The 18,419-nt window shown below is 46.5% G+C and carries 17 protein-coding genes and 2 tRNA genes; 4 read left to right on the top strand and 15 right to left on the bottom strand.

Annotated features, from left to right (window positions below; genetic code table 11):
• Positions 1 to 358: 358 nt before the first annotated feature.
• The 14 genes from ACJJIZ_RS17060 to ACJJIZ_RS16995 form a co-directional block, all read right to left on the bottom strand.
• On the bottom strand, positions 359 to 901 hold the full coding sequence (locus ACJJIZ_RS17060; RefSeq protein WP_413662627.1) for a hypothetical protein: 543 nt from the start codon (positions 899 to 901) through the stop codon (positions 359 to 361).
• The gene (locus ACJJIZ_RS17055) at positions 901 to 1,215 is read right to left on the bottom strand and encodes a hypothetical protein (RefSeq protein ID WP_413662626.1); all 315 of its coding nucleotides are present in this window, start codon (positions 1,213 to 1,215) and stop codon (positions 901 to 903) included. The genes ACJJIZ_RS17060 and ACJJIZ_RS17055 overlap by 1 nt, the downstream gene beginning before the upstream one ends.
• Positions 1,216 to 1,372: 157 nt before the next feature.
• The gene (locus ACJJIZ_RS17050; RefSeq protein WP_444914236.1) at positions 1,373 to 2,356 is read right to left on the bottom strand and encodes a right-handed parallel beta-helix repeat-containing protein; all 984 of its coding nucleotides are present in this window, start codon (positions 2,354 to 2,356) and stop codon (positions 1,373 to 1,375) included.
• A 119-nt stretch (positions 2,357 to 2,475) separates the two neighbouring features.
• Positions 2,476 to 2,552: transfer RNA gene (locus ACJJIZ_RS17045), tRNA-Arg, on the bottom strand.
• A 190-nt stretch (positions 2,553 to 2,742) separates the two neighbouring features.
• Positions 2,743 to 3,768, bottom strand: a complete 1,026-nt coding sequence (locus tag ACJJIZ_RS17040; RefSeq protein ID WP_444914235.1) for a serine-rich family protein — start codon at positions 3,766 to 3,768, stop codon at positions 2,743 to 2,745.
• Between the two features lie 693 nt (positions 3,769 to 4,461).
• Complete coding sequence (locus ACJJIZ_RS17035) at positions 4,462 to 5,259, bottom strand: potassium channel family protein (RefSeq protein WP_444914234.1); 798 nt, start codon at positions 5,257 to 5,259, stop codon at positions 4,462 to 4,464.
• Between the two features lie 805 nt (positions 5,260 to 6,064).
• Positions 6,065 to 6,141: transfer RNA gene (locus ACJJIZ_RS17030), tRNA-Arg, on the bottom strand.
• A gap of 251 nt (positions 6,142 to 6,392) precedes the next feature.
• Positions 6,393 to 7,025, bottom strand: a complete 633-nt coding sequence (locus tag ACJJIZ_RS17025) for an outer membrane beta-barrel protein (RefSeq protein WP_444907793.1) — start codon at positions 7,023 to 7,025, stop codon at positions 6,393 to 6,395.
• 249 nt (positions 7,026 to 7,274) lie between these two features.
• Entirely contained in the window at positions 7,275 to 7,763 is a 489-nt protein-coding gene (locus ACJJIZ_RS17020; protein ID WP_444914233.1) for a DUF1993 family protein, read from the bottom strand.
• Positions 7,764 to 7,824: 61 nt separating this feature from the next.
• A complete protein-coding gene (locus ACJJIZ_RS17015; RefSeq protein ID WP_444914232.1) occupies positions 7,825 to 10,053 on the bottom strand; it encodes an ATP-dependent helicase in 2,229 nt (742 codons plus the stop codon).
• A 57-nt stretch (positions 10,054 to 10,110) separates the two neighbouring features.
• A complete protein-coding gene (locus ACJJIZ_RS17010) occupies positions 10,111 to 11,841 on the bottom strand; it encodes a SulP family inorganic anion transporter (RefSeq protein ID WP_444914231.1) in 1,731 nt (576 codons plus the stop codon).
• A 95-nt stretch (positions 11,842 to 11,936) separates the two neighbouring features.
• Complete coding sequence (locus ACJJIZ_RS17005) at positions 11,937 to 12,374, bottom strand: DUF6691 family protein (protein WP_444914230.1); 438 nt, start codon at positions 12,372 to 12,374, stop codon at positions 11,937 to 11,939.
• Positions 12,371 to 12,814, bottom strand: coding sequence for a YeeE/YedE family protein (locus ACJJIZ_RS17000; RefSeq protein ID WP_444914229.1), 444 nt, complete (start codon positions 12,812 to 12,814; stop codon positions 12,371 to 12,373). The genes ACJJIZ_RS17005 and ACJJIZ_RS17000 overlap by 4 nt, the downstream gene beginning before the upstream one ends.
• A 4-nt stretch (positions 12,815 to 12,818) precedes the next feature.
• Positions 12,819 to 13,133 carry an ArsR/SmtB family transcription factor gene (locus ACJJIZ_RS16995; RefSeq protein ID WP_282932131.1) on the bottom strand — a complete coding sequence of 105 codons (315 nt, stop codon included), beginning with the start codon at positions 13,131 to 13,133 and terminating at the stop codon, positions 12,819 to 12,821.
• A 92-nt stretch (positions 13,134 to 13,225) separates the two neighbouring features.
• Here ACJJIZ_RS16995 and ACJJIZ_RS16990 point away from each other — a divergent pair, with 92 nt between their 5' ends.
• The 3 genes from ACJJIZ_RS16990 to ACJJIZ_RS16980 all read left to right on the top strand — a co-directional run bounded on the left by ACJJIZ_RS16990 (position 13,226) and on the right by ACJJIZ_RS16980 (position 16,398).
• Entirely contained in the window at positions 13,226 to 14,104 is an 879-nt protein-coding gene (locus ACJJIZ_RS16990) for an MBL fold metallo-hydrolase (protein WP_444897842.1), read from the top strand.
• A 55-nt stretch (positions 14,105 to 14,159) separates the two neighbouring features.
• Entirely contained in the window at positions 14,160 to 14,573 is a 414-nt protein-coding gene (locus ACJJIZ_RS16985) for a protein tyrosine phosphatase family protein (RefSeq protein WP_444914228.1), read from the top strand.
• 91 nt (positions 14,574 to 14,664) lie between these two features.
• Positions 14,665 to 16,398: a SulP family inorganic anion transporter gene (locus tag ACJJIZ_RS16980; protein ID WP_444914227.1), complete on the top strand. Its 1,734-nt coding sequence runs from the start codon at positions 14,665 to 14,667 to the stop codon at positions 16,396 to 16,398.
• A 50-nt stretch (positions 16,399 to 16,448) separates the two neighbouring features.
• On the opposite strand, the gene ACJJIZ_RS16975 is transcribed toward ACJJIZ_RS16980, so the two are convergent.
• The gene (locus tag ACJJIZ_RS16975; protein WP_444914226.1) at positions 16,449 to 17,690 is read right to left on the bottom strand and encodes a patatin-like phospholipase family protein; all 1,242 of its coding nucleotides are present in this window, start codon (positions 17,688 to 17,690) and stop codon (positions 16,449 to 16,451) included.
• Between the two features lie 357 nt (positions 17,691 to 18,047).
• Here ACJJIZ_RS16975 and ACJJIZ_RS16970 point away from each other — a divergent pair, with 357 nt between their 5' ends.
• Positions 18,048 to 18,341 (top strand): hypothetical protein, encoded by a 294-nt coding sequence (locus tag ACJJIZ_RS16970; protein ID WP_444914225.1) that lies wholly within the window; start codon positions 18,048 to 18,050, stop codon positions 18,339 to 18,341.
• Positions 18,342 to 18,419 lie beyond the last annotated feature (78 nt).

The raw sequence follows: 18,419 nt of genomic DNA, 5'->3' as shown, positions 1-18,419 counted from the left end.
GATATATCGATGATGACCGAATGGTTTAATATGAGCTGAAGATGACTATTTAGTTAAATATCAATAGTTTGATGCTGGATGGAGTGCTGTCCTAATTTAGGATAATACACATTTCAAAAAATAAGTGTATTTCTGTATTAACCCATTAATTTTTCAGTGCTTTTTGCTTGACTGAAAATTCCGCCTTTAGTTACTTTTCACGCATAGAATCTTGAGTGTCCACAGAGTCCAGCCTTATTGGCTGACTCCCAGCAGGATTGATATCAGCGCTTGGCGTACTGGCTGGTATCAAATTTGCCCTTGATAGCGCTTGCCATGCAAATAGCCAAAAAGCTCTCGGTGGCTGAAAAAGAGGGGCTCAGCAAGGGGAGGAATGCTTTTTAAATGTATTGAGCAGGGTTTTGGCTTCTTTAAGGCTTAGCAAATGTGCCCTGAATGAATTGGCCCCGGCATTTACTCCCAGAGAGATCAATTTCATCACTACATTGAACGCGAGTTCTGATTTTAGGTAGGGGGTAAATGCCAGAAAGGCATTAAATATAGACTGATGAACTCTGTTTAGTAACTCTTGTATATCTGGATTGCTGGTTGATATCTTCTCGGCCTTTTTCTCAAAGGCTTTTAGCTGATTGACATACTCTGAAAATAACCTGAGATTAAACACAACCGTTCTGTGCTCTTTATATCCGGCAATGATGGTGCTGAGTGCATCATTGATCTTGCGTAAGGCTATGTAATCATTTCTTGATAGGTCGGTATAAGAATCGGAGAGATAGCCGATCGTATCTCTCCGTAGCTGACAAAACTCAAATAAGTGTTGATCATGCTTCTTTACTTCCAGAAGCTGATATATTTTCGCGAAAATGAAGACAAGAGCAATTGCCGGCAATAGATAGAGCACTACTCAAACTCCTTTTCATTAATTGGCTTCTTGGGCGCGTTTTTCCTAGTGGGAGGTGAATAAGAGAAGGCGTTGTCCATCAACTTTAAAAACCTGTCCCTATATTCTTTATTATCTGCTGCAAGCCGGTCAATTTCAACTTGTCGGTCCTTCAGGCGCCCACTGTACATCCAGAAGAGGAGGTAATGCGCAAAGATGAAAAATATGACAAAGAGGCCATTCTTAAGCCCCACATTCTGTACGAACTGAAGTATATCTTTGAGGATATCAGTCATGTAGTCCCTTACTTCTGATTTTGACAGCTCCTCATGCATTTTTAACTATTGAGACTCTTGATTCAACTTGGTTTAACTTTGAACAGTAATTTTGGTACTTGAGTCTTATTTGCTTCTGTTTAAATCCCGGATATAGCCTTCGTGAGACTGGAGGTGTCCGGTCTTGCAGCGCAAGCCACTTCTCTAGTTTGGGTAGTTAGTCTAAGCATGTGGGGTCTGAAGTAGTGAACTGGTTTCCACTCCAAAGATTTCTTTCATTGCAGTCGGGGTCAAAGGGATCTGCGAGGTCAAATTGCTGGTTGCCGTTTAGGGTATTCCCGGTAATCCGGTTGTTTAAGCTATTCGAGTCAGTAACGATAATACCGCCATTGCTTGATAGTATCGATAGCCCATTATTGGATACCGTGTTGCTTGCAATCGAATTGCTTGAGCCGCCACTTAGATTAATGCCCACCTGCCCATTATCCGCCACATTGTTACTTGCTATGTTGTTGAAATTACCGTTTATCAGGATTCCAGCTTCACCGTTATTCTCAATGATGCTGTTAGATACAAATGTGAAGTTGCCGTCAATCTCGAAGCCGTCCTCGCTAAACCCAGAAACGGTAGTAAAGGAGATATTGTTATAGTCTCCCAGGATTTCAATGCCTTCGTCTCCGCCTCCTAGTACCGAACTGCGACTAATGGTGTTGTAATCGCCAAAAACCTCAATACCATCAGAGATGGTTGAAGTAGCAGGACCTGTAATATCGACGTTGGTGATGGTATTGCCGTTGCCGAATAGCAAAATTGCATTTCTTACAGCGCTATTTATTTCCATATTGGAGATGGAGTGGAAGCCTGAGCTGGAGGTGATGACACCATTGGTGCAGTTGGTTAGTTGGCCGTTGCTGAGATATGCTGCGGTGCCCTGGAGGTCTATTGCGTAGAAATCTGTTTGGGTTGGGTCCAGCGATACGCAGCTAAGCTCAAACCCCGCCATATTCAGGCTCCCTGATGGGCCTACAATGGTGAGTGCTACAGGATTGGCGATACTCAACTCGCAATTCAGGTCCTGAGATAGAGTGGTGGGCTCAGATATAGTGTCGCCGCATTCAATGGCCAGTGCGGCCGTAGATAGGGTAAAGACTGCGGCTAACAAACCTAGCTGCTTAAGTACATTCAGAGTCGTGATATCCATGGCGCTACCCCTTGAAAACTTCTCCTTGTTTCCATAATCCAAAGCCTAGCTGTGTTTTGGTGTTGAGGTTGTCGCAATAAAAAAGGGGCTTACGTCAAAAAACGTAAGCCCCTTGAAAGTGGCGCGCTCGGGAGGATTCGAACCTCCGACCGCCTGGTTCGTAGCCAGGTACTCTATCCAGCTGAGCTACGAGCGCGTCGAGGAGGCGCACAATATAGATTGGTGTAGGTAGAGTCAAGCATTTTTTTCATATGAAGTGCTTTTTTGGTGTTTGGTGACCGCAAAGCCTGTTTGTCTGTTTCTGCTTTCTCACAAAGGGATTTGGCTCAGGAGCCGCGGGTAGGGCTTTCTAGAGGTTATAAGAGGCTTTTGAGGCTCTGCGGCGACTACTGACTGATCGTTCCGCTATTGCTTGTTCCCAGCTGGGTCACATTGGCAAGTTGTGAGGTTCCACTTTGGCTAGCTGTGAGGCTGTTCAGGGTCCCGTTTTGAAGGGATGTTAAAGTGTGGTTCATTCCGCTCTGATTCGACATTACAGAGTTCTCCATGCCACTTTGGGTGGTCCATGAGTTAATTTGTGAGCCTGTCTGAAACAGTGTTTGTGAATTTTGCATGCCTTGTTGGCTTATATTTAATTGGCTAAAGGAACTGTTGGATTGATTGGCTGACACGGTATTTAGCTCACCAACTTGATCTCCAATAGCAAAATTATTACCGCCTGCACTCTGACCAAGGCTGAATATATTTCCAGTGCCAAATTGTGTAGAGCTGGCAAAATCAGAAATGCTTAAGCTGTGAGATATTCCACTCTCATTTTGATCTCCGATTTGTAAAATTTGAACGGTACCCAGTGAGCTTTCAATCTGTATAGATACTCCGACATTGTTAGTGCCATCCTGAGTCATATTCATGAAATTATTGGTGCTATCTATTTGGGTGAGCAAGGTAGTATTAGAATCGCCTTGTTGTAAGGAGATGGCAGTGTCATTAGAAGAGCGAATTTGCGTGCCGGCTGTTCCATTATTGATCCCAAAAAGTGTCTGGGATAATGTCGTTCCAATAGAATCAATCTGAAAATTTGACAGTGTGTTTCCATCACCATTCTGTAGGATAGTCATACTGGATAATTCAGCATTTTCCTGCTCTAAGTTTAGAGTGGTATTTGCGTTGCCTATTTGTGTATGGCTGATGGAGCTATCAAGGGTAGCTCCAAATTGGATTGCTTCAGAGAAATTATTGTTGCCATTTTGCACTTGTAGAATGGTGCTGTTCTGAGTGCTTGAGTCGGATTGATCCGTCATTGCCATGTTGCCGGTACCGGTCTGCTGTACAATGGAAGTATTATTATTTGCCTGTAGATGTGCACTGAAAGTAGTAAGTGCAACTGCCATAACTAAAAAATTTGTTTTCATAGTGCGACCTCTAGGGTGTAAATGGAAATAGTAGTTGGATTGATATCAGTAGGATGCGCATACTTGGTTATGTTGCCCTCTAAGGGGAAGTTGATAGTGTCAAAATTGGGGGCTGTTTTGAGTGGCGCTAAGGGCAGTTGTAGCCAAATACTGCAAAGGAGGCTATCAAATTGTAGGAGGCGTCTGGCGAAAGACTTCACGCAACTTGACCCCATTTATGCTCTGTCACTCGTCTCACGGGAAGCCCTTTGGGTAACCCCGGTGCAGCCATCCTTCTCGCGACATCTTGATCAGGTCAATCGGTGCAGGGAAAGTGTTGATGATCTGAGTTGAAGTTGCCATAGGAACTCAGTGTTAAATTACTAGGAAGAAAGTTCAGGTTTTAGTGCCCATTAAATTCCAAGTAATATCTTCTATTAAAAATTATCTTAGGTTTTAAGTAGTGGATATTGTCAGCGAAGATGAAAGGCCATTAAGCAGACCTCTCCCGACTTAAATCGTAGTACAATTCGAAAAATTGCTACTTGCTACTGATAAATAATACTTGAATTGGAACTTTGGAAGCTGGATATAGCATGTACGGCAGTATCTGTTATTTAGGTGGGGCCCTTGTATACCCCGAACAGGATGACTTATGGTTGAGATAAATATTAAGGCTTGGATCTAGTTTGCCCTTAACCTCTTGGCGGTTTATTAGCCTTGGCTAACGTGCGATTCTAGTGAATTGATATAACCCATATATATGTCTCGGTCACGCCTGTCTCCATTTGCATCGACTCCTGCCATAATGTCATTGATTAGATTGAATAGAGTTTCCGATAAGGTCTCTGATGCTTCACTCACAGCTTCAAGTCGGACAGACTGGCTTATATGGGTATAGAAGAAGTCCAATAGCCTTGTATCGTGGAGATTTATCGTTGAGCAAGCCAATTCTATTTGTCGGGCGTATATTTTGTATTCCGTCATGACCATTGCTCTGAACTTGTAGTCTCGAGGAAGGGCTTCCTTAAGGATATTTGCATTTCTATTATTATTGTTCTCCAAATATGCTCTAAAACCCATCATGTCATAGGATGCTGGGGCTTGTTCTTTGTGGGTTATGGTGCTGATAGCCGCGGCACAAAAGTCGGCCATATGAACTCGAAAATAGTGGTATGCATTTTTTAATTGTTCAACTCTTTTTTCTTGTCTTAATTTTTCTTGTCGGTTTGATTGGTATTTTGTAAATTCATTCAAAAGTAACCCAAATGTTGCAATTCCCGTCAGTGTTTCAATGGAGGTTAGTAGATAGCCGAGTTCATTGATAGGGTGAATTTCTCCATAGCCCAAAGTTGTTATTGTTACAATGCTGAAGTAGATGCTTTTTGTGAAATCGAGATTTTCATTTATACAGGAGTCACATTCACTATATATGGCAGCAAAGATGAAGATTACTGAAAAATAGCCGACAAGTATTTTTTTCCATGTCAGAAAAGATAGGAAACGTGTCATGTTCTGTGCTCATTAACTATAAGCGATATAGTTTATGCCTGCGTCATTCCTTTTGGGATAATTACGATCGCGCCAGCAAGTGTAAAAGAGGGCTGCTTACAATCAGCCAATCTGATTTATGGTGACTGATTCGATCTTACGTTCCTATTAGCATAGTAACGTTAGCTAAGTTGTGAATTATTGAGTCGATACTATAAGGTGTATTGCTTATAGGTTGGTGGTGATGTTGAGAGCATCATTTGCATTCATGAGTTGATGTGGAGGAGGTAGGTTATATCATCGAGAAACTCGCCCCTCAATTTATCTAACATCTAAAATGACCTGTACGCGAGGGGGTATGATTATTGCTCTTCAGCAGAGAGTGCTGATGCGTAATTCTATTACACCTGATAATGGCTTTCCGTTGACTGTTTGTCGACTGGGGTTCGCGCACTTAATTGTTGCTAGTGGAGCTCAGTTAAAATCTAGTACTTACCCAATCGCTGGCTTTCTTCTTGGAAAGAGGAGCTGGCTCAGCCCCTGCTTGTATAAATTTATCTGTATCACCGGCAATTTATGTTTCTGGCAGTGAACCGCCAATTCCATCACTAGCTCCTAGCAATGGGTTCAATGTGAGGAATACTTCCTAGAAGTTCTTGTATTACGGCCTGGTGACAGATGTCTAGTAGTGGAGTTCTGGGGGAGTTGATAGCGGTGGGGCCGACTCAGGCATAAAGGTAGTGCTGGCGGTGATATATGCATGCGGGTTTTACCGCGCTATAACAAAAAAGGGCTTACGCCGTTAAGCATAAGCCCTTTGTTTGTATGGCGCGCTCGGGAGGATTCGAACCTCCGACCGCCTGGTTCGTAGCCAGGTACTCTATCCAGCTGAGCTACGAGCGCGTTACGGGTGCGGATATTATAGATGCCCCTGGTGCAAGTCAACCTAAAGAATGAAAAAGTCCTTAAAAATCATTATGTTGGCTAAAGATTAGGCACTTTGGGGGTATTTAGTGCAAGCCGAGATTTTCTTGGTTGCCGATTGACTCCCGGCTATCTCTAGGTGGCTGAGAGGCATTTGATTGTTTTTAACTCTGGTAAGTGAAGGGAGCTGCAGCTGCTTTCTCTGTAGCCCCTACTACTTGCAAGGTGGATTAGAAGCGGGCTTCCAGTGATAGGTCAAACCCGTTAACGGCTACAATGTCGTTATCGATTGTCTTCCACTGAAGCTTTCCTGAAAATTTATCGGTAAAGTCATAGGTAGCACCAAGGCCGTAAGTTAGGTCCACATCTTTTTCACTGTACCTTTCAACTTCTGGGGCCCAATAACCGTAAGGTCTGAACTCACTGTCAACCCTGGTGTAGGAAATACCAAGATTCGCACTCAAGGTCAGTTTTTCGAGAACCGGGTAGTGAGCGACACCATTCAGCTGAAAACTGCTGACTTCAAGTGTTTCGTCTTCCTCGTAGTAAAAGTGTCTGTACTCTTCCTCCGATTCGTCATAATAGGTGCCCGAGGCGAAATATTTGTCAGAGGCGCTGCCAAAATTGCTGTATGCAGCTTCCAAAGAGAAGTGAGGGCTAAATTTATAGCCCAAATAAATATTGACAGAATTTGTTTGATCGCCGAAGCGCTGCCCCTCAAGGTAGTTGCCGGATAGAGTTTTCTGGCCATCAAGGTCATAGTAGCCTAGGCCAAAGCCCATATAAAATGGGCTCTCTTCGGCTAAAGAGCCATTAGAGATTGTTAGAGCTAAGGGGACTAATAATAGTTTAGAGATTTTCATACCGGTTACTTCTATTCCATGAAAAGTTTGGTGTAGATGTCGAATTGTATCGCGTTTATATTTTTTTTTATGAAATTGGTCAAGTTATTTTAAATGAGGTGAAATTTTCTGAGTCTGAATTTTTAGCACCATAGTAATAGTTACAGCTCATGGTGATATTCTGGTTAATGCCGTGAGGGGGTATGTTCGGCGAAGTAGTTTGATAGTAAAGAGCTGGTAGAATTTGGTGTTGAAGTATTTTGGTGAGTTTTACATAAAGCTAAATTCAGCCGGATAGCTGTGGAACCCATCAAAATCGCCTTTACTAAGGGTTACACTACAGTGGCGTGCAATTGCATAAACCATGCTTATGTGGAATAGAAAGTTTGGAAGTATATATTGATGGATATATTGTGGCTGTGGGAGATCCACGGTTGTAAAACCTGCTTTATCATTGATTCTTCTACTACTGTCCAGATCGGTTACTTCGGGTAAAGAATCTAAATAGTTTAGTGTTTTTTGGATAGTTCTCAGAATACCTTCCTTTGTATTCCCATCTTCTTCAAATGTCACAATTTTCTGGTCAACGAGCGGGCAGTATCCGCGAAGAGAAAAATTGGCCGCAATTTTTGCATTTTCAGCTAAGCTGAACATGTCAGGTGCCAGCTGCTTGTGAAATATTTCATGCGGAATTTTAGTCGTAATGGAAAGCAGTTGGGAAAGATGATTATGAAGAAGGCTCTTGATAGATATTTGCATTAGGTAACCTGATAACAGCGGAGTGAATTAATTTTTTTGGTACGCACGTTCCTAGGTATTGCTACATCAGATATTGTGACAAAGTCTCCCAATCAAACCGCCGAGCCTTACCGTCGCTAAATAAAACCTCGATACGCTTGTCCTCCCATCCCAAAACCCTTCCATAGCCAAGTTTTCGATGCCGCAGTCCCTCTCCAGGTTCGGGTTTTCGCATTGGTGCCCTGGGTGCACTGATATTGGGGTTGTAATCACAAGCTTCTAAATAGTGGAGCGCTTGGCGTGAAACCGGTACATCGGTGTCGATTTTTTCCGGACGCTCCTTTAAGGAGTCTGCCATCAATTTACTTAAAGGAAGCTGCATTTCATTAATAAATAATGAAGGCTGCGAAGCCTCTGGATCATTCTTTTTGGAGTCTTCTGCAGGGGCCAACAAGAAGAGTTTTGACTTGGCTCGGGTCATCGCCACGTACATCAAGCGGCGTTCGCTCTCCAGTGACGCGGGTGTGCTGAAGTCCCGTTGAGGTTGATAGGGCATATTGTGCTGGGTGAGGGTGGGGATAATCACTTGTTCCCACTCCAAACCTTTAGCCTGGTGCATCGTCGTTATCTGTATGGCATCCGCTTCAGTTTGTTCACCCTCCCGGTGTTGGCGTTGCAGCTCTTGTAGATGTGCCAGGGCTTCAGTGGGCGGCTGCTTCAGTGTGTCCAGGTACTTGCAGAAAGCGAGGATGGTTTGCTGCCTCTCCTCCCCTTGTTGGCGGGTGAAGGCGTCGTCAGCGATTCCGCTGAGAAGTTCCAGTTCACCGATATGGCGACGCAGTAGCTCTCCGGCGTGACCGCGCCAGTTCTCGATCTGGGTAAGCAGGTCTGCCCGTTGGCGCAAGCGTTTGGTCTGGGGTTTGCTCAGGTTTTCAGGTAGTAGGGCAATCAGCTTCTTGCCCCAGCCTTTGTCCAGCACTGCCAGAGAGGAGCAGATGGGCTCCAGGACTTTGCGCGGAATACGCACATGGGGAGAGGTCAGCCATTCGTAAAGTCCCTGCTGGCGACGCTTGGGTGGAAGTTCGGTGAATCGACCGGAGGCAATATTTAAACTCCAAAATAAGGGGCGGAGCTCCCGGCGCGAAAGGACGGTGTTGCGGCTTGCTGAACGGTAGGGAATATTATTGGCCAGCAGTGCCAGTTCAATAGGAGCGGCGATAGACCACAGCCGCACCAGTACGGCGACCTCCCTGAATGACTGACCTTGCTTTTGACATCGGCGCAGGTGCTCTACAAGCCAGCGTCCCTCCTTATCGGTTTTTACCAACTCGATTTCTGTTTGCTGATCTTCATTGGCTGAAACACAGAATATATCGGCGCGATCGCGATTGTTCTCAATAAAGTGATTGGCGGCCAAGGATAGCTGGTGGCCGTAACGGAAAGTACGGCTCAGGTGATAAATATTCGAAGGGGGAAAATCCCCATCGAAAAATGTGAGCAGGAAATCCGGTTTGGAGCCTCGCCATTCGTAAATGGTTTGGTCTGGGTCGCCAATCGCGATGACGTTGCCAGATTTTCCGTAGAGAACTCGCAGTAAAAAGTGCTGTATCTCATTGATATCCTGGTATTCGTCCACCAGGATATCTTCGTAATAGCTGCCGTACTCCTCGGCCATTTCCTCATCCATGCTGAGCAGCATGGCTGGGTCATAAATCAGATCGGCGTAGGTAACCGCATTTTGGCTGCGGCGCCAAGCTTCAAAAGTGCGAAATACTTGCAGAAAATACATGTATTCATCGCCGAGCTTCAGTTCCTGAAATGCGCTGAGGTCTCCCGACAGAATCGTTTTGGTGTAGTCGATAAAAAATTCAGCGGCCTCAATCTCAGATTGCTTCCGTGCTCTAATCTCTTCGAGTTCGTGAGTGGGCGCGCACTCTTCAATGGCCTTCCAGATTTGTAATTGGATTGTGGATTGTGACAGGGGGGATAGGTTGGCAGCAGCGATATGATCATTGGCGATCATGCGTTGGTATAAACGATATCCAACACTGTGAAAGGTATGTACCGCTGGTGTCGAGCCTTCAGCCAGCTGCCGTAAGCGACGGTCGAAGTCCTCCCGAGCACTGCGGTTGTACATTAATACCAGCAGTCGATCGGGGGCGATACCTGCATCAAGGCGGTTCTTTATGTAGTGCAGCAGAGCTGTGGTTTTGCCGGAGCCGGCAACGGCAATGATCTTGGCGTGACCACCGGCATGATCTGCAATTGCCTGTTGTTCAGAGGTAAGGTTGTTTCCGCCCATCGCGCTCATTGCTCAAATACTGGATATTTTGCCAGTGTTTGATGTTGTCTTACAAGTCGCGCTAACTTATTTGGGTGGTTTGTCGCTATCGGAGATTTGATGGTGGCGAAGAGCAAGCTCTGCGATGTAGGGAGAGAGGAACACGCGGCCGCTCAATTCCTGTAGTAGTTTGGAGTGGCCCAGGCGATCCAGTACAGCCCCTTTTACTTCAGCCAGATGCAGCTGAATATCCCGGCATTGCAGGTCCCGGTTTACTTGTAACAGACGCTCTATCGCTGTGCTGTCGATCCGGTTAACAGACGATAAGATCAGCACCATATGGTGGGTATTGCGATGCCGCTTTATCTCTACAAAAAGTCGCTCCTCAATCGCATTGATGTTGCTAAAAAACAGGTTCTCATCAATACGCAGGAACAAAATCTCAGAGTCGGTTTTCACCGTATGGCGAAGTACATTGCGGAATTGCTCAGTACCCGGTACGCGCCCCACGACAGCGATATGTGGCCGGCTGGCTCGCCAGATCAATGTGGCGAATGAGAGCCCGACACCCAAGGCAATCCCTGTTTCCACGCCAAAAAACACTACCCCGAGAAATGTGCCGGCCATAGCCAGTCCATCGGTGCGATCGTAGCGCCAGTGGTGGGCCATACCCTGGAAGTTGATCAGGTTTGCGGCTGCAACAATGATGGTGGCGGCTAGCACGCAGATTGGCAGTTCGGTAAAGACTTTGGTGGCATACAGAAGTAGCAGGGCGATTAGCACTGCGGCTATCACGCCGCTGAGGGGGGTTTTTGCTCCACTCTCATCATTAACGGCTGTCCGTGCAAAGCTGCCGGTTACCGCAAACCCTCCTGAAAATGCGCTGAGAAGGTTGGAGGCGCCCAGCCCCCGCAGCTCCGCATTAGTGTTGAGCTTCTCGCCGCGCCGCTGGGCGATAGAGTGAGCAATAGATAAGCTTTCGACAAAGCCGAGCAGGGCAATAATCAGGGCGGGCAAAAGCAGTTTGTAAATCAGCCCCGGGTTAATAGAGGGGATACTTAGGTGCGGTAGGCCAGCGGGAATAACCCCCACAACGGGTAATTCCTTCTCCCAGTGAAAAATAGCGGTGAGCACAATGGCAATCACCACGATAAGCATGGGCGCCAACCGCGAAAGCAATTTGGATCGTGCTGGGCCGACCCCGATTTTCCTGAGCAGGAAGGGCAAGCCTAGACGGGCGGCAATTAAGCTGGCCAGTGCAATGAGCCCCAGCAGAGCTGCTTCCCGATCGGTTTCGGGCAGGTGGTTAAAGGTGCTGATCAATATCTCGAGAACCGTATCGCCATTGCTTGATATTCCCAGCAAGGGGGCAATCTGCCCGGCAATAATCAGCAGCGCGGCGCCGGAGACAAAACCGTCAACAACCGGAAGACTCAAGAGGTTGGCGAGGCTGCCGAGGCCAAGAAACCCCATTAGTAGCAGGATTGCTCCACTCAAGAGTGCTAATAATATGGCGCCGGAAATGTACTCGGGACTTCCCGGTGAGGCTATGGGGGTGAGAGCTGAAGCGGTCATTAGGGCGAGCACGGCCACTGGACCTACTGACAGCACCGAGCTGGAGCCAAACAGTGCGTATCCTATTAATGGGAGTAGCCCAGCGTAGAGCCCTAGATATGGGGGCAAGCCGGCAAGTGCGGCATAGGCGAGGGCCTGTGGGATCAGCATCATGCTGGCCAGGAGGGCGGCAACACTATCTCCCACCAGCCACTTGGGCTGGTAGCGTCGAAGCCATGGAGGGATTAGGTGGAGTAGCCGCATCCTTACACTTGTTTCCGCTCTCTTCCTGCCGCAATTGTGTGAACTGCTCAAACAAGATAGACGGCGGCTGCCTCACCGTTGTGCTTGGGCGTAAGTTACTCCACTGCGGCAGTGCGCTTGATCCCGAAGAGTTGGAATATCCCCATACCCGTGAGCATGGCGAGTACAAAAATTACCGCTTTAAGTTGTCCCGCCCCGGTAGCGACAATCGCCGGTCCGGGGCAAAACCCCGCCAGTCCCCAGCCGGCGCCAAATAGAAGGCTGCCCAATACCAATCGGCGATCAACCTGGTTACTTGCCGGCAGGTGAAGCGATTGCTTCCAGATAGACTGTCCCCGCCGTCTGATGAAATGGAATAGTGGCAGGCCCACGGCGATAGCGCCAAACATCACCAGTCCCAGAGAGGGGTCCCAGGCGCCGGCTAAATCGAGGAAGCCCAGAACTTTCTCTGGGTTGGCCATACCGGAGAGCAATAACCCCAGGCCGAAAGTGAGCCCGGCCAAAAGTGCACTGATATTGGTTTTCATCATCATTGCCCCAGCTGGCCGATCAGGAGGTGTCGCATTAGAAACACGGTTGCGAAGCCCCCAGCCATAAATATCAGGGTGGCGGTTAGCGAGCGAGTGGAGAGTCGGGACAAGCCGCAAACACCATGGCCACTGGTACAACCGGAAGCCATCCGCGTGCCCAGGCCCACCAGTAATCCCGCTGCAATTAAGGTGGGATAACCTGCCTGGATATCAATGTCGGGCACTGCTGCAAAGATTTTCCAGGCAAGAGGGCTTATCAATAGCCCCCCGATAAAGGCCAGGCGCCATAGGGAGCCCTGGATTTGGTCAAGCAGTCCGCCAATGATGCCAGAGATACCTGCGATACGACCGTTAAAGGCGAGTAAAGCGGCACTGGCAAGGCCAATCAGCAGCCCCCCGGCGAGTGAAGTGCCCGGGGTGAAAGCGGTCCAATCGATGGTCATGGGATTACTCCGCACAGTAGAGCTGGTAAAGGGTTTGCAGCAGGGCGAGTACTCGCGGGTCTGCAACCCGGTAGAAGACGTTTTTTCCCTCGCGGCGTGTTTCGACCAGGCCTTCGCGTCGGAGGACACCCAGTTGTTGGGACAGGCTTGGTTGATGAATACCCAGGCGCTCTTCCAATTCGCCTACATTTAACTCTTCCTGGCTGAGCTGACATAGAAGTAGCAAGCGGTCCTGATTGGCCAGGGAGCGCAGCATCGCTGCCGCCTGGCCAGCGGAATCGCGCATTTTGTTGAGATCGAGATGTTCAGTATCAGGCATAGGAACTAAATCAATTTACACAATTACAATATATTGTTTTATATAATATCACATTGTATATTGTTGGTGTAGTGAATACGGGAGAGCAGAAGATGGCTCATGAAGAACACTGTGCCCGAGTACAGCCGTTCCTGGATCGGGATACAGAAACCTGGAGCTATGTGGTGTACGACAGGGAAGGGGGTTCCGCCGCTATTGTGGACTCTGTGCTGAATTTTGATTCAGCCTCGGGTCGCACCAGTAGCCGAGGTGCTGAGGAGCTGGTGTCATTTATTCAAGAGAAAGACCTGACTCTGGAGTGGATACTGGAGACTCATGCCCATGCTGACCACTTATCAGCGGCACCGTTTTTACGCCAGCAATTGGGTGGACGTATCGGAATCGGTGAACACATTTGCCAGGTGCAGAAAATCTTCCGCGATGTATTTAACCTTGAGCGGGAGTTCCTGGCAGATGGCAGTCAGTTTGATCATCTCTTTAAGGATGGTGAGACTTTCCAGGTGGGTAAGCTGACAGCGAAAGTGATTTACAGTCCCGGCCACACCCCCGCAGATATGGCCTGGCTAATCGGCGATGCGCTTTTTGTTGGCGATACCTTATTTATGCCGGATGTTGGCAGTGCGCGATGTGACTTCCCCGGCGGCGATGCGTCAGAGCTGTATCGCTCAGTGCGTAAGATCTTGTCCCTTCCCGACCAAACCCGCATGTTTATGTGTCACGACTACCCGCCTAAAGGTAAGCGGGGCTATCAGTGTGAGACCAGCGTGGGAGAGCAACGCAGGGAGAATATTCATTTGCGCGATGGGGTTGCCGAGGAAGATTTTGTCGCGGTGCGCCGCAAGCGCGATGCCACTTTATCTGTGCCGCGGCTGATAGTACCGTCTGTGCAGGTGAATATTCGAGCGGGGCAAATGCCCCCGGCAGAATCGAATGGTACGGTTTATTTGAAAGTGCCGCTTAATCAGCTTTAGACGAAATTATTGATCGATATATTTATTCAGTTGAATGCATAGAACTGAGGTGACAATGAATATTAAACAATTAGATGAACAGGTGAGCGTTTCTGAGCATATAGCCTGTGAAAGTATGGTGCCATTGGCTCAGAGTGGGGTACAAGTTGTAGTATGCAATTGCCCGGAAGGTGAGAGTGAAACTCACCCCTCCTACGTGGAAATGGAGCAGGCCGCATTGGCGGTGGGCATTAAATTTGTGGCTATTCCTTTTACTCGCGGACGTATGATGCGAAATCACTGCGAGGCATTTCGTGATGTTTTACAGGAAGGAGACAAAGTGCACGCGTTTTGCCGGACGGGTAATCGTTCCAGCCAGGTATGGGCCGGCGCTAAGGTCCTGATGGGGGCAGATAAAAAGCAGCTCAACTCCCAGGCCCAGGCCGCAGGATTCGATATTGGTGCAGTGCTGATATCGATTGAACCCTAGCTCTAAAATGCAGCACTTTCGGTGCTGCAATTCAAACCCTTCTTTTAAGGTGATAGAACTCAGGCCGTAAGGCCAGAGCGGAAAACAGATCATGGCGATGCAGCATCTCACCAGATGGTTTCCCATTCTGGCAACTATTCACTCCTATAATCGGCAGCTGCTAACCCAGGACCTACTGGCGGCTTCAATTGTTACCGTGCTCCTTATTCCCCAGTCCCTTGCTTACGCTTTGCTTGCAGGATTGCCACCTGAGGTGGGCCTCTATGCGAGTATTGTTCCGCTGCTAGTCTATGGCCTGTTAGGCAGCAGTCAAACACTATCCGTAGGACCTGTAGCGGTAATCTCCTTAATGAGCGCCGCTGCTCTTGGAAAGGTAACAGCGAGCGGTGAGGTAGACTACCTCACTGCAGCAGCGATATTGGCGCTCTTGTCCGGGGGAATTCTCACCGTATTAGGTATATTAAAGTTAGGTTTTCTCGCTAACTTTTTATCACACCCGGTAATCTCTGGCTTTATAACTGCCTCTGCATTATTAATTGCACTTAATCAGGTTACCCAATTGCTGGGGCTATCGGTTCATGGAGATACAATATTAGAGCTGTTGCCTGGCTTGTTTGAAAACTTGGGTGGCTATAATCAGTTGACCTTGTTAGTCGGTTTGGGGGTGGTGCTATTTCTATACCTATCTAGAGCTTGTGCGGCAAAACTATTGCAAAGATTAGGAATTACAGCTGATACCGCTAATCTTCTGTCTAAGTCATCCCCCGCAGTAGCAGTGCTGATAACCGTGTACTTCTCATATACTTTTAACCTTGAAGCATGGGGAGTAGCCCTTGTTGGCAGTGTTCCTTCGGGGCTGCCTCAATTTACCTTGCCAAAGCTGTCGCTTTCCCTATTTGAGTCACTTGCGTTACCTGCGCTAATGATTGCTATCATCGGCTATGTAGAATCGATATCCGTAGCAAAGACTTTAGCCACAAAACGTAGACAAAGAATTGATTCCAACCAAGAGCTAGTGGCTTTAGGATTTGCAAATGTTGGGGCAGGTTTTTCTGGCGGATTTCCGGTAAGTGGCGGCTTCTCACGCTCAGTTGTAAATGCTGACGCGGGAGCACAAACACAGTTTGCCAGCCTATTTACCGCAATGGGCATTGGATTCACGGCTCTTTTTCTAACGTCACCACTATATTTTCTTCCGAAAGCTACTCTCGCTGCCACTATTATTGTTGCAGTACTTTCACTGGTAGATTTTTCTATCTTGCGTAAAACTTGGCAATTTTCCAAGGCGGATTTTCTTGCTGTAGCGGTGACAATCTTCGTTACTCTATTATTTGGCGTTGAGTCGGGCGTGCTCTGTGGAGTGGGGGCATCGCTACTATTATTCATTTGGCGCGCATCAAAGCCTCATATTGCAGAGGTAGGATTAATCGAAGGCACTGAGCATTTCCGCAATATAGATCGACACCCAGTTAAAACTGCTTCTGAGATTCTTACTTTTAGAGTAGATGGCCGTCTGATGTTCTCTAATATAAGTACATTGGAAGAGCGTATTTATAGCCGTCTAGGAGGTAATTCCCAGGTCAGGCATGTTATCCTGATGTGTAGTGCCGTTAATGAAATTGATTGGAGTGCCTTGGAAGTACTGGAAAGTATAAACAGTAACTTGCTTAATAGAGGTGTTCGACTTCATCTTTCTGAAGTTAAAGGTCCGGTGATGGACCGTTTGGAGAGAAGTAGCTTTTTACAAAAGCTCTCTGGCGAAGTATTTTTAAGTCAGTACCAGGCATTTGTAAATATACAGGTAGGGCAAGGAGGTAACACATAGATGCCTGGAAACCTTCTAGGCTTCCCCCATGTTGATTTAAGAGTCACCTGTCAAGACTTATCACTTGAATTTTTAATGCTCTCACTTTTTAAATGGTCGATAATTAGATCGATTTGGGCCTGATTGTCTTTGATTAGTTGGTCCGAATAGTCCTTTAACTTTGGGAGCTTCTTATGCTCAAATATGCCGATAAAAGGCTCTCGAATTTCGATATTTAGATAGTCGTATTCTATCCTCCCTTCTTCAGATAAAGACTTTGCAATTTCCAGTGTATGGAGCTGGTGTGTATCCATTGAGCGCTGCATATTTGTTAATGCATCTCGAAACCAGTTTATTTGTCCCCAGTTTTTCAATGTGTCGTAGTTTGTTGTTGAGCTAAGGAGTCGAGGGCTGCCAGCACCTAATACCAGGATGTAATAATTTTTATCGGGAAATTCGTTGATAACATCTCGAAGAATCATACTGGCCGGGTTGTTCATAGCTATAGCTGCATCTGCAAACACACATTGGGATTCGTTTTCCGACTCTGCAAATTCAGGCTCACAATGCTGGATACCTTCATCTTCTGAATAATTGAATACGACAGGCGGAAAAGCAGTTTCAGCACTTACCGCAGCTGTCATTAATTGATAAAGCCGATCGGTGGGGAGATAATTAACCGTCTCACCTTTGTTCTTGAAAAGATGTATCTGTCCGTCCTTTAAGTTTAAAGAAGGAATGATTACGTAGTTCCCAAGTTCAGTAAAGTTAAGGTCTTTAGTATAATGTTTTTCCATTACCTCATGTAATCGGCTGCCAAAGTAAGAGGGTGAAAACAGACCGCCTGCGGTTAGGAACTTGTGATACCAAGGGGGAGAGAAAAGGTAATTTACTTCGTTCTCATAGATATCAACCAGATAGTCGAGATGGGATAGCTTTTGCCCGTTTCTGCTGGGAATAGCTTCATCAGGAATATTGAGGCCTGTTGCGATAATGGCTCCAGTGGAAACCCCTGAAAAAACGTCGAACACCTGATCAAGGGGTTTCCCTAATTTGTCTTCAATATACTGCAGTACATGTAGAGGAATTAAGCCTCTGACTCCTCCGCCTGCTACGACGAGGATATTAATCGTGTCTTTTTGCTGGAGATAATCGGTATTGTGAGTAAGATCATAGGTGACCGACTCTCGGGGGAATGTGGTTGTTTGCGTAAAAAAATTGTTATAAACGTAGGCGAAAAAAGCATAACCAACAGCAATATACACAAGTGCAATAATAGTCTTTTTGAAAGAGGCGTTGAACTTACTTGCCATGTTGTACCCAAAACCATCTATTCCTTATGGGTTTTGCCTTTTAAAAGACAAACCCCCAAGGGTATATTAACTTTTATTTTATATCTTCAAAGACTGAATGGTAATAAATCAAAATCTATAAGCAATATAGTAAGGAGTTTACACGGAGCTTAAGTAGAAAGTGTAATTGTTCTAGATGGTGGTGACTTGTCTCGAAATCCGACGCTGGTAAGCTCCGCCTTTCTATTGATATAGCATATGCAATGATATCTAGCGGAAGTAATGCGGCTAGATTATGTATCTTGGTTTTTGAAATTAATGTGTTTGGGTTGTAACAAATAATTCGCACGGTCTTGCCGCAAATGAAACAGCGTAGTAGTGGAGCTGTTATCCACAAGTCAAGTGTTTAGGGGAGGATTCGTATTACCTTTTATTGGCTCATATAATACTACCAAGCACGCGATAGAGCGAATCGGAGAAAACTACCGCGTGGAGCTGGCTCAATTTGGCATTCAGTCTCTAATTGTTCAGCCTGGTAAGCATTCATTTGGAACAACTGTTGATGGTACAGGATTAAATTCCATGATTGGGAAAATTAACAAGGCCACAGAAGAGACGATGCAAGAAATTTATTCAGCTTATAGGATGAGCAATATGTTCCAGATTAAGTAGCTTTGCTAATATAAATAATTGCTTGGCACTTCAAAGAGCAAGTTGATTTTTAGCGGGTTTGTGAGGTGCTTATTTGTA

Source organism: Microbulbifer maximicatervae (SeqCode) (genome assembly GCF_052467225.1).
Note: the sequence above shows the minus strand (reverse complement) of the source record. Positions and strands in the feature narration are given on the sequence as shown.